The sequence below is a fragment of the Escherichia sp. E14V7 genome (genome assembly GCF_004212225.1).
Classification (GTDB): Bacteria; Pseudomonadota; Gammaproteobacteria; order Enterobacterales; family Enterobacteriaceae; genus Escherichia.
This window is the reverse complement of the sequence record NZ_RHJJ01000001.1, coordinates 218,472-233,213: the sequence shown is the minus strand read 5'-3', so window position 1 is coordinate 233,213 and position 14,742 is coordinate 218,472. Positions and strand designations below refer to the sequence as shown.

17 protein-coding genes and 1 riboswitch are annotated in these 14,742 nt (G+C 48.5%); of the genes, 13 read left to right on the top strand and 4 right to left on the bottom strand.

The window, feature by feature from the left end; translation table 11 throughout:
• Nucleotides 1-178: 178 nt before the first annotated feature.
• The 6 genes from tolC to dsbI all read left to right on the top strand — a co-directional run bounded on the left by tolC (nt 179) and on the right by dsbI (nt 7,296).
• Nucleotides 179-1,660, top strand: a complete 1,482-nt coding sequence (gene tolC, locus D9741_RS01150) for an outer membrane channel protein TolC (RefSeq protein ID WP_130218208.1) — start codon at nt 179-181, stop codon at nt 1,658-1,660.
• Between the two features lie 147 nt (nt 1,661-1,807).
• A complete protein-coding gene (locus D9741_RS01145; protein ID WP_000831534.1) occupies nt 1,808-2,479 on the top strand; it encodes a DUF1190 family protein in 672 nt (223 codons plus the stop codon).
• 5 nt (nt 2,480-2,484) lie between these two features.
• On the top strand, nt 2,485-3,645 hold the full coding sequence (locus tag D9741_RS01140; protein WP_130218210.1) for a glutathionylspermidine synthase family protein: 1,161 nt from the start codon (nt 2,485-2,487) through the stop codon (nt 3,643-3,645).
• 482 nt (nt 3,646-4,127) lie between these two features.
• Nucleotides 4,128-5,924 carry an aryl-sulfate sulfotransferase gene (locus tag D9741_RS01135; protein WP_130218212.1) on the top strand — a complete coding sequence of 599 codons (1,797 nt, stop codon included), beginning with the start codon at nt 4,128-4,130 and terminating at the stop codon, nt 5,922-5,924.
• 17 nt (nt 5,925-5,941) lie between these two features.
• Nucleotides 5,942-6,610: a thiol:disulfide interchange protein DsbA/DsbL gene (locus tag D9741_RS01130; RefSeq protein ID WP_000040018.1), complete on the top strand. Its 669-nt coding sequence runs from the start codon at nt 5,942-5,944 to the stop codon at nt 6,608-6,610.
• Nucleotides 6,611-6,624: 14 nt separating this feature from the next.
• Nucleotides 6,625-7,296, top strand: a complete 672-nt coding sequence (dsbI, locus tag D9741_RS01125; RefSeq protein ID WP_130218214.1) for a protein-disulfide oxidoreductase DsbI — start codon at nt 6,625-6,627, stop codon at nt 7,294-7,296.
• Nucleotides 7,297-7,343: 47 nt separating this feature from the next.
• Here the strand turns inward: dsbI and ygiD are convergent, their stop codons facing one another.
• Nucleotides 7,344-8,132, bottom strand: coding sequence for a 4,5-DOPA dioxygenase extradiol (gene ygiD / locus D9741_RS01120; RefSeq protein ID WP_167850750.1), 789 nt, complete (start codon nt 8,130-8,132; stop codon nt 7,344-7,346).
• A gap of 142 nt (nt 8,133-8,274) precedes the next feature.
• Here ygiD and zupT point away from each other — a divergent pair, with 142 nt between their 5' ends.
• Nucleotides 8,275-9,048: a zinc transporter ZupT gene (gene zupT, locus D9741_RS01115; RefSeq protein WP_014639308.1), complete on the top strand. Its 774-nt coding sequence runs from the start codon at nt 8,275-8,277 to the stop codon at nt 9,046-9,048.
• Between the two features lie 55 nt (nt 9,049-9,103).
• On the opposite strand, the gene yqiD is transcribed toward zupT, so the two are convergent.
• Together yqiD and ribB are read right to left on the bottom strand one after the other, a co-directional pair.
• A complete protein-coding gene (gene yqiD / locus D9741_RS23315; RefSeq protein ID WP_165382779.1) occupies nt 9,104-9,274 on the bottom strand; it encodes a protein YqiD in 171 nt (56 codons plus the stop codon).
• A gap of 263 nt (nt 9,275-9,537) precedes the next feature.
• Nucleotides 9,538-10,191, bottom strand: coding sequence for a 3,4-dihydroxy-2-butanone-4-phosphate synthase (gene ribB / locus D9741_RS01110; RefSeq protein WP_113305203.1), 654 nt, complete (start codon nt 10,189-10,191; stop codon nt 9,538-9,540).
• Between the two features lie 103 nt (nt 10,192-10,294).
• Nucleotides 10,295-10,443, bottom strand: a riboswitch (FMN riboswitch).
• 121 nt (nt 10,444-10,564) lie between these two features.
• Here ribB and ubiK point away from each other — a divergent pair.
• Nucleotides 10,565-10,864, top strand: a complete 300-nt coding sequence (gene ubiK, locus D9741_RS01105) for a ubiquinone biosynthesis accessory factor UbiK (protein WP_064529620.1) — start codon at nt 10,565-10,567, stop codon at nt 10,862-10,864.
• 34 nt (nt 10,865-10,898) lie between these two features.
• Here the strand turns inward: ubiK and glgS are convergent, their stop codons facing one another.
• Nucleotides 10,899-11,099 (bottom strand): cell surface composition regulator GlgS, encoded by a 201-nt coding sequence (gene glgS, locus D9741_RS01100; protein ID WP_130210460.1) that lies wholly within the window; start codon nt 11,097-11,099, stop codon nt 10,899-10,901.
• A gap of 266 nt (nt 11,100-11,365) precedes the next feature.
• Here glgS and D9741_RS01095 point away from each other — a divergent pair, with 266 nt between their 5' ends.
• The 5 genes from D9741_RS01095 to ibsE all read left to right on the top strand — a co-directional run bounded on the left by D9741_RS01095 (nt 11,366) and on the right by ibsE (nt 14,732).
• Nucleotides 11,366-11,995 carry an OB-fold-containig protein gene (locus tag D9741_RS01095; RefSeq protein WP_130210458.1) on the top strand — a complete coding sequence of 210 codons (630 nt, stop codon included), beginning with the start codon at nt 11,366-11,368 and terminating at the stop codon, nt 11,993-11,995.
• Between the two features lie 26 nt (nt 11,996-12,021).
• Entirely contained in the window at nt 12,022-13,683 is a 1,662-nt protein-coding gene (locus D9741_RS01090; protein ID WP_130218218.1) for a flotillin family protein, read from the top strand.
• A gap of 238 nt (nt 13,684-13,921) precedes the next feature.
• On the top strand, nt 13,922-13,981 hold the full coding sequence (locus D9741_RS01085) for a type I toxin-antitoxin system Ibs family toxin (RefSeq protein WP_001387081.1): 60 nt from the start codon (nt 13,922-13,924) through the stop codon (nt 13,979-13,981).
• A gap of 316 nt (nt 13,982-14,297) precedes the next feature.
• Nucleotides 14,298-14,357 (top strand): type I toxin-antitoxin system Ibs family toxin, encoded by a 60-nt coding sequence (locus tag D9741_RS01080; RefSeq protein WP_100733770.1) that lies wholly within the window; start codon nt 14,298-14,300, stop codon nt 14,355-14,357.
• Nucleotides 14,358-14,672: 315 nt separating this feature from the next.
• Nucleotides 14,673-14,732, top strand: coding sequence for a type I toxin-antitoxin system Ibs family toxin (ibsE, locus tag D9741_RS01075; protein ID WP_001387082.1), 60 nt, complete (start codon nt 14,673-14,675; stop codon nt 14,730-14,732).
• The last annotated feature ends 10 nt before the right edge of the window (nt 14,733-14,742 follow it).

The window sequence follows — 14,742 nt, the reverse complement described above, 5'->3', positions numbered from 1 at the left end:
ATAAAATGTGAATTTCAGAGACGTTTGACTGCCGTTTGAGCAGTCATGTGTTAAATTGAGGCACATTAATGCCCTATGGCACGTAACGCCAACCTTTTGCGGTAGCGGCTTCTGCTAGAATCCGCAATAATTTTACAGTTTGATCGCGCTAAATACTGCTTCACCACAAGGAATGCAAATGAAGAAATTGCTCCCCATTCTTATCGGCCTGAGCCTTTCTGGGTTCAGTTCGTTGAGCCAGGCCGAGAACCTGATGCAAGTTTATCAGCAAGCACGCCTTAGTAACCCGGAATTGCGTAAGTCTGCCGCCGATCGTGATGCTGCCTTTGAAAAAATTAATGAAGCTCGCAGTCCATTACTGCCACAGCTAGGTTTAGGTGCAGATTACACCTACAGCAACGGCTACCGCGACGCGAACGGCATCAACTCTAACGCAACCAGTGCGTCCCTGCAGTTGACCCAGTCCATTTTCGATATGTCGAAATGGCGCGCACTGACCTTGCAGGAAAAAGCTGCCGGTATTCAGGACGTCACTTACCAGACCGATCAACAAACTTTGATCCTCAACACCGCGACCGCTTATTTCAACGTGTTGAATGCCATTGACGTGCTTTCTTATACTCAGGCACAAAAAGAGGCAATCTACCGTCAGTTAGATCAAACCACCCAACGCTTTAACGTGGGCCTGGTGGCGATCACCGATGTGCAGAACGCCCGCGCACAGTACGATACCGTGCTGGCGAACGAAGTGACCGCACGTAACAACCTCGACAACGCCGTTGAGCAGCTGCGTCAGATCACCGGTAACTACTATCCGGAACTGGCGGCGCTGAATGTCGAAAACTTCAAGACCGACAAGCCACAGCCGGTTAACGCGCTGTTGAAAGAAGCCGAAAAACGCAACCTGTCGCTGTTACAGGCACGTTTGAGTCAGGACCTGGCGCGCGAGCAAATTCGCCAGGCGCAGGACGGTCACTTACCGACTCTGGATTTGACGGCCTCTACCGGAATTTCTGACACCTCTTACAGCGGTTCAAAAACCCGTGGTGCGACCGCAGGCCAGTATGACGACAGCAATATGGGCCAGAACAAAGTGGGCCTGAGCTTCTCGCTGCCGATTTATCAGGGCGGAATGGTTAACTCGCAGGTGAAACAGGCACAGTACAACTTTGTCGGTGCCAGCGAGCAACTGGAAAGCGCCCATCGTAGCGTCGTGCAGACCGTGCGTTCCTCCTTCAACAACATTAATGCATCTATCAGTAGCATTAACGCCTACAAACAAGCCGTGGTTTCCGCCCAAAGCTCTTTAGACGCGATGGAAGCGGGCTACTCGGTCGGTACGCGTACCATTGTTGATGTATTGGACGCGACCACTACGCTGTACAACGCCAAGCAAGAACTGGCAAATGCGCGTTATAACTACCTGATTAACCAGCTGAATATTAAATCAGCTCTGGGTACGTTGAACGAGCAGGATCTGCTGGCACTGAACAATGCGCTGAGCAAACCGGTTTCTACTAATCCAGAAAACGTTGCGCCGCAAACGCCAGAACAGAATGCTATTGCTGACGGTTATGCACCTGATAGCCCGGCACCAGCCGTTCAGCAAGCATCCGCACGCACTAACACCAGTAACGGTCATAACCCTTTCCGTCACTGATGACGACGACGGGGCTTCGGCCCCGTCTGAACGTAAGGCAACGTAAAGATACGGGTTATCTGCCGCATTCTTCCCCCTTCTCGCTTCAATTTCGACCAGCCATCCTCTATTCTGATGGGTATTTACCACTGGTCCCGGAAGACAAAAATGAAACGGACAAAATCCATACGCCACGCATCGTTCCGTAAAAACTGGAGCGCACGCCACCTGACACCTGTCGCTCTCGCTGTTGCTACTGTTTTTATGCTGGCAGGCTGTGAAAAGAGTGATGAAACAGTGTCTCTCTATCAAAATGCTGACGACTGTTCAGCTGCAAACCCAGGCAAAAGCGCCGAATGTACCACCGCGTACAACAATGCGCTGAAAGAAGCAGAACGTACTGCGCCGAAATACGCCACTCGTGAAGACTGTATTGCCGAATTTGGTGAAGGTCAGTGCCAGCAGGCGCCAGCCCAGGCTGGCATGGCACCTGAAAACCAGGCGCAGGCCCAGCAATCCAGCGGGAGTTTCTGGATGCCGTTGATGGCCGGTTACATGATGGGACGTCTGATGGGCGGCGGCGCGGGATTTGCACAGCAGCCGCTGTTCTCCTCGAAAAACCCAGCCAGCCCGGCTTACGGTAAATATACCGACGCGACGGGTAAAAACTATGGCGCAGCCCAGCCAGGCCGCACCATGACCGTACCGAAGACGGCAATGGCACCAAAACCGGCGACCACCACTACCGTTACCCGCGGCGGTTTTGGTGAATCTGTTGCCAAACAAAGCACTATGCAGCGTAGCGCAACCGGCACCTCTTCTCGTTCAATGGGTGGCTGATACCGATGGAAAGAGTCAGTATTACCGAGCGCCCAGACTGGCGTGAAAAAGCCCACGAATACGGTTTCAATTTTCACACCATGTACGGCGAGCCGTACTGGTGTGAAGATGCTTACTACAAGTTAACCCTCGCCCAGGTTGAAAAGCTGGAAGAAGTCACCGCCGAACTGCACCAGATGTGCCTGAAAGTGGTGGAAAAAGTGATCGCCAGCGATGAGCTGATGACCAAATTCCGCATACCGAAACATACCTGGAGTTTTGTGCGTCAGTCCTGGCTGACTCACCAGCCATCGCTTTATTCGCGTCTTGATCTGGCGTGGGATGGCACTGGCGAACCTAAACTTCTGGAAAATAACGCTGATACGCCCACATCACTGTATGAAGCAGCATTCTTTCAGTGGATCTGGCTGGAAGATCAGCTTAACGCGGGCAACCTGCCGGAAGGCAGCGACCAGTTTAACAGTCTGCAAGAAAAGCTGATCGATCGCTTTGTCGAGCTGCGTGAACAGTATGGCTTCCAGTTGCTGCATCTCACCTGCTGTCGTGACACGGTGGAAGATCGTGGCACCATCCAGTATTTGCAGGACTGCGCGACGGAAGCTGAAATTGCTACCGAGTTCCTCTACATCGACGATATCGGTTTAGGTGAAAAAGGTCAGTTCACGGATTTACAGGATCAGGTCATCGCTAACCTGTTCAAACTGTATCCGTGGGAATTTATGCTGCGCGAGATGTTCTCCACCAAGCTGGAAGATGCTGGCGTACGCTGGCTGGAACCGGCGTGGAAGAGCATTATCTCCAACAAAGCGCTTCTGCCGCTACTGTGGGAGATGTTCCCGAATCATCCGAACCTGTTGCCCGCTTATTTTGCGGAAGATGATCATCCAGAAATGGAAAAATATGTGGTTAAGCCAATCTTCTCGCGTGAAGGCGCAAACGTGTCGATTATCGAGAATGGCAAAACCATTGAAGCAGCAGAAGGTCCGTATGGCGAAGAAGGCATGATTGTTCAACAATTCCATCCGCTGCCGAAATTTGGCGACAGCTATATGTTGATTGGTAGCTGGCTGGTGAACGATCAACCTGCCGGAATAGGGATTCGTGAAGACCGTGCGTTAATCACCCAGGATATGTCACGCTTCTACCCTCATATCTTTGTTGAATAATACAGCTTAATATTGCCCCGATAAGCGGGGCAATCTCTTATAATCCACCATCCATAATTCTCATCAATATATAAACACATACATATCCAACCTTTATTTAACATTAATACTCAATTTAATGTTAAATCGTCATATGTAAGTGATATTGTAATTAAAGTAAGTAAATAAATCACCGCATAACACATTGATATATATTAAATATTTTGTTTTTATCTCTTCGCATTTTAATTTAATAATTAAAAAACAATGTCACAGAGATCACACTACGCAATATTGAACATTGTTATTAATATATCGCCACCCTACTATCCATTAAAAATAAATAGTTGTTTCAACAAATAACAACATATTCAAAAGCAGCAAAACATTCTCATATTTTATTAGAGTCACATTTTTCATTCACAAAACAAATTTATTAGTACCATCTCAACAGTCGATATTCATCATTATTATATATTTGCGTTATATAAGGAGATATATCCATGTTTGATAAATATAGAAAAACACTGGTAGCTGGAACGGTGGCATTAGCTCTGGGATTGTCTGCAACTGGCGTAATGGCGGCGGGTTTTAAACCTGCACCACCTGCCGGGCAACTCGGTGCAGTCATTGTCGATCCCTACGGCAATGCCCCACTGACTGCTTTGGTTAACTTAGATAGCCACGTCATTTCTGACGTCAAAGTTACCGTCCACGGGAAGGGCGAAAAAGGCGTTGAAATCAGCTATCCCGTAGGCCAGGAGTCACTAAAAACTTACGATGGTGTACCGATTTTTGGTCTTTATCAGAAATTTGCCAACAAAGTGACCGTTGAGTGGAAAGAAAACGGCAAGGCCATGAAAGATGATTACGTGGTGCAAACTTCAGCCATCGTCAACAATTACATGGATAACCGTTCCATCTCTGATCTACAGCAGACCAAAGTCGTTAAAGTCGCACCTGGTTTTGAAGATCGCCTCTATCTGGTTAATACCCACACCTTTACGGCACAAGGTTCCGATCTCCACTGGCACGGTGAGAAAGATAAAAATGCCGGGATCCTCGATGCAGGTCCGGCAACCGGCGCACTGCCTTTTGATATCGCACCCTTTACTTTCATTGTCGATACCGAAGGTGAATACCGCTGGTGGCTGGATCAAGACACATTCTACGATGGCCGTGACCGTAATATCAACAAACGTGGTTATCTGATGGGTATCCGCGAAACACCACGCGGCACCTTTACCGCAGTACAAGGCCAGCACTGGTACGAGTTCGACATGATGGGTCAGGTGCTGGAAGATCATAAACTGCCGCGCGGATTCGCTGATGCCACTCATGAATCCATTGAGACGCCTAATGGTACGGTACTGTTGCGCGTAGGTAAGAGTAACTACCGTCGCGATGACGGCGTACACGTCACCACCATTCGTGATCATATCCTCGAAGTCGATAAATCTGGTCGCGTTGTCGATGTATGGGATCTGACGAAGATCCTCGATCCGAAACGTGATGCTCTGCTCGGTGCACTGGATGCTGGCGCAGTTTGCGTTAACGTTGATCTTGCTCACGCCGGACAGCAGGCAAAACTGGAACCAGATACGCCGTTTGGCGACGCGCTGGGTGTAGGACCAGGTCGTAACTGGGCGCACGTCAACTCCATCGCCTATGACGCGAAAGATGACTCAATTATCCTCTCTTCTCGTCACCAGGGCGTTGTGAAAATTGGTCGTGATAAACAAGTGAAATGGATCCTTGCCCCCTCGAAAGGCTGGGAAAAACCATTGGCCAGCAAATTGCTGAAACCCGTTGACGCTAACGGTAAGCCGATCACCTGTAACGAAAATGGCCTGTGTGAAAACTCAGACTTCGACTTCACCTATACCCAGCATACCGCATGGATCTCCAGCAAAGGTACACTCACTATCTTTGATAACGGCGACGGTCGCCATCTGGAACAACCTGCCTTACCAACCATGAAATATTCCCGTTTTGTGGAATATAAGATTGATGAGAAGAAAGGTACCGTTCAGCAAGTTTGGGAATACGGTAAAGAACGCGGTTACGATTTCTATAGCCCAATCACCTCCATTATCGAATACCAGGCTGACCGTGACACCATGTTCGGCTTCGGTGGCTCCATTCATCTGTTTGACGTCGGTCAGCCGACCGTCGGTAAGTTGAACGAGATCGACTACAAAACCAAAGAAGTGAAAGTGGAAATCGACGTGATGTCTGATAAACCCAACCAGACTCACTACCGTGCGCTGTTAGTCCGTCCAAAACAGATGTTTAAATAATTAAGAAGGGAATAAAAATGTCGAAATTAGGGATCTCATCACTGTTTAAAAGCGTACTACTTACTGCGGCTCTGGCGGTTTCATTTACTGCTTCTGCATTTACCGAAGGCACGGATTATATGGTCCTGGAAAAACCGATTCCGAATGCCGACAAAACGCTGATTAAGGTATTCAGCTACGCCTGCCCGTTCTGTTACAAGTACGACAAAGCGGTTACCGGTCCGGTATCGGAAAAAGTGAAAGATGTCGTTGCTTTCACGCCGTTCCATCTGGAAACCAAAGGCGAATACGGTAAACAGGCGAGCGAAGTCTTTGCTGTCTTGATCAATAAAGATAAAGCAGCAGGTATTTCCTTATTTGATGCTAACTCTCAGTTTAAGAAAGCCAAGTTTGCCTACTACGCGGCTTATCACGACAAAAAAGAACGCTGGTCTGACGGTAAAGATCCCGCGGCCTTTATCAAAACGGGTCTGGATGCTGCTGGTATGAGCCAGGCGGATTTTGAAGCTGCACTGAAAGAGCCAGCGGTACAAGAAACACTGGAAAAATGGAAAGCCTCTTATGAAGTCGCCAAAATCCAGGGTGTTCCAGCTTATGTCGTTAATGGTAAGTACTTGATCTACACCAAGAGCATCAAATCCATCGACGCGATGGCAGACCTTATCCGTGAGTTAGCAAGCAAATAACAGGGAAACAGGCTATGGGTATTAAGGGAATGTGGAAAGACCTTCGCACATCACCAGTCGACACACTGGTCAGATGGCAGGAGCAACGCTTTTTGTGGTTGTTAATGGCCGTTGCGATGGGCGCGTTAATTATCCTGGCGCACTCTTTCTTCCAGATCTATCTCTACATGGCCCCCTGTGAGCAATGTGTATACATTCGCTATGCCATGTTTGTGATGGTTATTGGAGGATTGGTTGCGGCGATCAACCCGAAGAACATCATCCTTAAGCTGATTGGCTGCGTGATGGCATTTTACGGCAGCATCATGGGGCTGAAGTTTTCATTCAAACTGAACGATATCCACCATGCGGTGCATAACCCGGATCCCGATTCACTGTTTGGCGTTCAGGGTTGCTCTACCGATCCAACTTTCCCCTTTAACCTGCCGCTGGCACAGTGGGCACCAAACTGGTTCAAACCTACCGGGGATTGCGGCTATGATGCGCCAATCGTTCCCGATGGCGTCACACTGAGCAGTATGCAGCAGTGGTTTGTGGCGATGTATCAGCAATCTGAAGGCTGGTATCTGCTACCGCCGTGGCACTTTATGAACATGGCTCAGGCCTGTATGTTGGCTTTTGGTCTTTGCTTATTGCTGCTATTAGTGATGAGCGGCGCATGGGGACTCAAGCTGCTGAGAAAGTAAGGTAATGCAAACCGAAGCCAGAAATTGGCTTCGGTTTTCTTCATCTATTAACCTACCTGCACCGACAACATACTTAAACTGCCCATTTCTATACCATCGACCGGAATGGTAATTGGCTCCTGCCCATCCCATGCACCTAAAATATACAATAGCGGCAGGTAATGCTCCGGTGTTGGATTCGATAATGCGCCACCTTCATGGTCGAGATAATTCACCAGAGGATGCTGCTCCACCGGTCCTTGCCACGTCAGATTCGCTTTCACATACTCATTAAACGACGTCGCCCACGGATAGGGGGAACTATCACCGTGCCACTTCACCGTACGCAGGTTATGCACCACGTTACCGCTGGCGACCAACATTATTCCTTCATCTCGCAGCGCTGCCAGTTTACGCCCCATCTCAAAGTGCCAGGCGGCGGGTTTGGTGCTATCAATACTTAACTGCACCATCGGGATATCCGCTTGCGGATACATCTTAATCAGTACGCCCCACGAGCCGTGGTCAAAGCCCCAGGCTTCTTTATCCAGTGTGACAGGCACTGGCGCTAACAGCTCAACCAATCGCTGAGCCAAAGCCGGTGAGCCAGGAGCCGGATAATGGGTGTCGTACAGCGCCTGCGGAAAGCCGCCAAAGTCATGAATCGTTGGCGGCGTCTCCATCGCAGTCACTCCTGTACCACGGGTAAACCAGTGAGCCGAAACCACGACAATCGCTTTCGGACGTGGCAATGTCATCCCCAACTTCTGCCAGCTGCGGGTATACAAATTATCTTCCAGCACGTTCATCGGACTACCGTGACCTAAAAACAATGCTGGCATACGTGTTGAAGACATGATGATATCCTTAACTAAAGGTGTCATTTTGATATCCTCACAATACGCTTGTTCGGCGGAGTAAGAACCCGGATAACGATGATGATCATCATCAGTTATTTTGACGATCTGCCTGAAGGTGAAGATTTATAAGGAGTTGTCGATGTCAGTACCTCTCATTCTGACCATACTGGCGGGGGCAGCCACGTTTATTGGCGCGTTTCTCGGCGTTCTCGGGCAAAAACCCTCGAACCGACTGCTGGCGTTTTCGCTAGGGTTTGCGGCGGGGATCATGTTGCTGATCTCATTGATGGAGATGCTCCCTGCCGCATTAGCCGCCGAAGGAATGTCCCCCGTTCTGGGCTACGGGATGTTTATCTTTGGTCTGCTGGGCTATTTTGGTCTGGACCGCATGTTGCCGCATGCGCATCCGCAGGATTTAATGCAAAAATCGGTGCAACCGTTGCCCAAATCGATCAAGCGCACTGCTATTCTGCTCACTCTTGGAATCAGTCTGCATAACTTCCCGGAAGGGATTGCCACTTTTGTTACGGCAAGCAGTAACCTGGAGCTGGGCTTTGGCATCTCACTGGCCGTGGCGTTGCACAATATTCCTGAAGGTCTGGCGGTTGCGGGGCCGGTTTACGCGGCAACGGGGTCGAAACGCACCGCAATTCTGTGGGCGGGGATTTCTGGGCTGGCGGAAATTCTCGGCGGCGTTCTGGCGTGGTTAATCCTTGGTAGCATGATTTCCCCGGTAGTCATGGCGGCAATCATGGCGGCGGTTGCAGGAATCATGGTGGCGCTCTCCGTGGACGAATTAATGCCGTTAGCCAAAGAGATTGATCCCAATAATAATCCCAGCTATGGCGTGCTGTGTGGGATGTCAGTAATGGGATTTAGTTTAGTGCTGTTACAAACGGCGGGAATTGGTTGAAAACAACTTCAGATGTTGTCCAGCATGGACAACATCTGCAGGCATCGCAGAAGCACTACTCCAGCTTTTCTGCTGTCTCTTCTCTCGCACTGTTTAAGTATTTGTTTCTCGCTTCAAGCAGTGCGTCTCTGTCCTGGCGAAACGCCCGACAATAACGTTTCAAATGCAGGAAATACCCCACCACAACCAGCGCAATCAATACAATCCAGTACCAGGAGATAAACATCCTTTTTACCCTTAATATTTAACAATACCAAACATTTAGCGCATAAATTTCACATATCCATTTTCGGATATATTTATATGGTCGCATAATATCGGAACATTTATATGATTTTGATCATAATGAAAAAGGTTGTCTGATATTAGTGAAATTTACTCATAGATAAAGCGGTGAAATTTACATTCAGCAGGGTAAGGGCAAAATAAAACCGAAGCCTTCTACAGCTTCGGTTTCTTTGATTATCGCACCAGTTTTAGCAGTTATTTTCAGCTAGCTTTGCGCTCATGCGCCTGACGGTATGCAACCAGATCCTCAATAGTGACCAGCGCCATATTGTGTTTGTTGGCAAACTCGATGCACTCTGGCGCGCGGGCCATGGTGCCATCGTCATTAGTCAGTTCACACAGCACACCTGCAGGTTTAAAGCCTGCCAGCGTCATCAGATCAATAGTCGCTTCGGTATGACCGCCACGAGTCAGTACACCACCCGCCTGTGCGCGCAATGGGAAAACGTGGCCAGGGCGATTCAAGTCTGAAGGTTTAGCACCATCAGCAATCGCAGCGCGAACAGTCGTGATACGGTCAGCGGCAGAAACACCGGTAGTCACACCTTCAGCAGCTTCAATGGTCACGGTAAAACCAGTGCCATAGGCGCTGGTGTTATTTTCGACCATCATTGGCAGATCGAGTTGTTTACGGCGTTCTTCGGTTATGCACAAGCAAACAATACCGCTACCGTGGCGAATGGTCAGAGCCATCTGCTCAACGGTCATGGTTTCTGCCGGGAAGATCATATCGCCTTCGTTTTCACGGTCTTCATCATCAAGCACCATCACACCGCGTCCTTCACGCAGCGCAGCCAGTGCATTTTCAACACGTTCGAAAGGCGTACCAAAAGAGGAAAGTAGCGTCTGATTCATGGTAAAAAAACCTCACTAAAATTATGGTTACCAGAATCAGGGCAGTCTTAGGAGTGGCGGCATATAGCCAAAATAACGTGAGCGGGTCCATGCCCGACAGAATCGTTACTCTCTCCCATCCGGACTCTAACCGTCGGCCCCGGAATTACACCGGATCTGCTGTCCTTTGAGTTCGCACCCAAAGCGCTCGCGGGCTTTCAACTGAGTTGATTTACCGCCGGTGGGGAATTTCGCCCCGCCCTGAGAATAAGCGGATTCACTATAACGCTAATGATTAGCGGCAGCAACGCATAGGTTCACATAATTCTGGTTTATGACTTACCCTTATCGCACTACAATGGCACCAAACACCTATCAGTACAGGGAAACTACAATGATTGACCCGAAAAAAATTGAGCAAATTGCTCGCCAGGTTCACGAATCAATGCCTAAAGGAATCAGGGAGTTCGGGGAAGATGTGGAGAAAAAAATCCGCCAAACCCTACAAGCACAGCTGACTCGCCTCGATTTGGTAAGCCGCGAAGAATTCGATGTGCAGACGCAGGTCCTGTTACGGACTCGTGAGAAACTGGCGTTACTGGAGCAGCGCATCAGTGAACTGGAAGCTCGTAGTAATCCGGCAGCAGAAGTTCAATCTCCTCCCGCCATCCCGCCAGTTGATAAAGCAGAATAAAGCACCACAAAAACGGGCCTGACGGCCCGTAAAATCAATGTTCTAGTTCCAGTTCTCTTGACTGTGTCATTTGCTGGCAATACCAGGCATAACGAGCGCAAAACCAGGTTCTGTGTTCTTCATCCATATTACCAGTGACGGCCAGAATATCGACCGGTCGACCTTCAGCATTCATTCTGGCAAAACTACGCGCCAGGAAATCGAAATTATTTAAAGAATTAAGACCATGATCCATAAGCACATCCTCCGGTTATCGCATACCTTTTAAGGCCATATGCTTTTTCTGATTTCAGTATTCCTTAATCAGTGTAGTGCCTTTAAACATAACGTGCGTAAATATATTGTTTTGGATCACACTTTTTATTGAAAATAATTACAACGTTAAAAGACTTTCCCTTTTAAAATTTCACTAACGCATGTTATTATTAGCAAAGATAAATGTAAGAAAGGAAATCATACCATAGTAAACAATGCGTCACTGAATGGACGATGGAGTGACTGATGATTTTATTTGCCGACTATAACACACCTTATCTTTTCGCTATTTCCTTTGTACTTTTGATCGGCCTGTTAGAAATTATTGCTATTGTCTGCGGTCACATGCTCTCCGGTGCTCTTGATGCACATCTTGATCATTACGATTCCATAACCACAGGTAATATTAGTCAGGCACTTCATTATCTTAATATTGGAAGGCTACCAGCCCTCGTCATCCTCTGCCTGTTAGCTGGTTTTTTTGGCCTTATCGGCATCGTTCTACAGCATGCCTGCGTGACGGTCTGGAAAGCTCCGCTCTCAAACCTGTTGGTGGTTCCTGTTTGTTTACTGCTCACTGTTATTACAGTGCATTATATCGGCAAGGCGATCGCCCCCTGGATTCCTCGCGATCATAGTTCTGCTATTACAGAAGAAGAATATATTGGCTGCATGGCATTAATTACCGGTCATCAGGCAATATCTGGCAGACCCTGTGAAGGAAAACTTACCGATCAATTTGGTCAAATACACTATTTATTACTGGAACCTGAAGAAGGAAAAAACTTCACCAAAGGTGACAAGGTATTGATTATTTGCCGACTTTCTGCAACACGATATTTAGCAGAAAAAAATCCCTGGCCAAATATATTGTAAATATTTAATCAAAAGGAAATTTAATAATGGATGATATTGTTAACTTAGTACCGTCATGGATGTTTATGGCGATTGTTGCCGTATGTGTTCTGTTTATTATCGGTATTATTTTCGCGCGACTTTATCGTCGGGCATCTGCCGAGCAGGCATTTGTTCGTACCGGGTTAGGCGGGCAAAAAGTGGTAATGAGCGGCGGCGCAATCGTAATGCCGATCTTCCACGAAATCATTCCTATCAATATGAATACGCTCAAGCTGGAAGTCAGCCGTTCTACTATTGATAGCCTGATTACGAAAGATCGTATGCGTGTTGATGTTGTAGTGGCTTTCTTTGTACGGGTAAAACCGTCAGTAGAAGGCATCGCCACTGCGGCCCAGACGTTGGGGCAACGCACGCTATCACCAGAAGATTTACGTATGCTGGTCGAGGATAAATTCGTCGATGCCCTACGCGCCACCGCTGCGCAAATGACCATGCATGAGTTACAGGATACCCGCGAGAACTTCGTGCAGGGTGTACAAAATACCGTGGCAGAAGACTTGTCGAAAAACGGGCTGGAACTGGAAAGTGTTTCACTCACAAACTTTAACCAGACTTCGAAAGAGCATTTTAACCCGAACAACGCTTTTGACGCCGAAGGTTTGACCAAACTAACCCAGGAGACGGAACGCCGTCGTCGCGAGCGTAACGAAGTTGAACAGGATGTAGAAGTTGCGGTGCGTGAGAAAAATCGAGACGCTCTTTCGCGGAAGCTGGAGATTGAACAGCAAGAAGCGTTTATGACGCTTGAGCAGGAGCAGCAGGTTAAAACCCGTACCGCTGAACAAAATGCGAAAATTGCGGCTTTTGAAGCTGAACGTCGTCGTGAAGCAGAGCAGACGCGAATTCTGGCTGAACGACAGATTCAGGAGACGGAAATCGACCGCGAACAGGCCGTCCGCTCAAGAAAGGTTGAGGCTGAACGTGAAGTTCGCATTAAAGAGATCGAACAGCAGCAGGTCACCGAAATCGCCAACCAGACGAAATCAATCGCCATTGCGGCAAAATCAGAGCAACAATCCCAAGCAGAAGCGCGTGCCAACCTCGCACTTGCAGAAGCGGTAAGTGCGCAACAAAACGTAGAAACCACTCGCCAGACAGCCGAAGCCGATCGTGCCAAGCAGGTGGCGCTGATTGCCGCAGCGCAAGACGCAGAAACCAAAGCGGTCGAACTGACCGTGCGGGCGAAAGCAGAGAAAGAAGCCGCAGAGATGCAGGCGGCAGCGATCGTTGAGTTAGCCGAAGCTACGCGTAAAAAAGGCCTGGCGGAAGCAGAAGCGCAACGTGCGCTGAACGACGCTATCAACGTACTTTCTGATGAACAAACCAGCCTTAAATTCAAACTGGCGCTACTACAGTCGTTACCTGCGGTAATAGAGAAATCCGTTGAACCGATGAAGTCTATCGACGGCATCAAGATTATTCAGGTCGATGGATTGAACCGTGGTGGCGCTGCGGGGGATGCGGCATCAGGCAGCGTTGGTGGCGGAAATCTGGCGGAACAGGCATTGTCTGCCGCCCTTTCTTACCGCACACAGGCACCGCTGATTGACTCCTTGCTCAATGAAATTGGCGTTTCAGGCGGCTCGCTGGCGGCATTGACTTCACCCTTAACCTCAACAACTCCCGTCGCAGAAAACGTAGAATAAATATTCATCTATGAATATCCCTGGCCCAAAAAGCCGGGGATTTTTTATATCTGCATTCCGGTAAAAAGTGCAAATGATCAGGTTGTTACAGCGTTTTGCGAGTCGACTCGGGGAAGAGAAAACTGCATCAGGGAAAGCGTTGCGCGGGGTCAGGCGCTAATCAACAATCGGGGAGCCAGCAAGGGGCTGAAACGGGAAAGCCCCTCCCGAGGAAGGGGCCTTACAGAAGGAAAGGGTTATGATGAAGCTTGTCATCATACTGATTGTGTTGTTACTCGTAAGTTTCGCAGCTTATTAACAGCCAATCAGAGGGGGGAGAAATCCTCCCTCACCCTTATTCCTTTACTCTAGGTTGAAAAAACAACAGCGTCAAGAAGGTTTCATTAACGCATATCCCTGGCCCAAAAAGCTGGGGATTTTTTATATCTGCGTTCCACTAAAAAGTGCAAATGATCAGTTTGTTACAGCGTTTTACGTGACCGCTCGGGGAAGAGAAATCTGTATCAGGGAAAGCGTTGCGCGGGGTCAGGCGCTCATCAACAATCGGGGAGCCAGCAAGGGGCTGAAACGGGAAAGCCCCTCCCGAAGAAGGGGCCTTACAGAAGGAAAGGGTTATGATGAAGTTCGTCATCATACTGATTGTGTTGTTACTGATAAGTTTCCACGCTTACTAACAGCCAATCAGAGGGGGGAGAAATCCTCCCTCACCCTTGTTCCTTTACTTTAGGTTGAAAAAAAATCAGCGTCAAGAAGGTTTCATTAACGCATATCCCTGGCCCAAAAGCCGGGGATTTTTTATATCTGCATTCCGCTAAAAAGTGCAAATGATCAGGCTGTTGCAGCGTTTTGCGAGTCGACTCGGGGAAGAGAAAACTGCATCAGGGAAAGCGTTGCGCGGGGTCAGGCGCTAATCAACAATCGGGAAGCCAGCAAGGGGCTGAAACGGGAAAGCCCCTCCCGAGGAAGGGGCCTTATAGAAGGAAAGGGTTATGATGAAGTTCGTCATCATACTGGTTGTGTTGTTACTGCTAAGCTTCCCAACTTACTAACAACTGATCA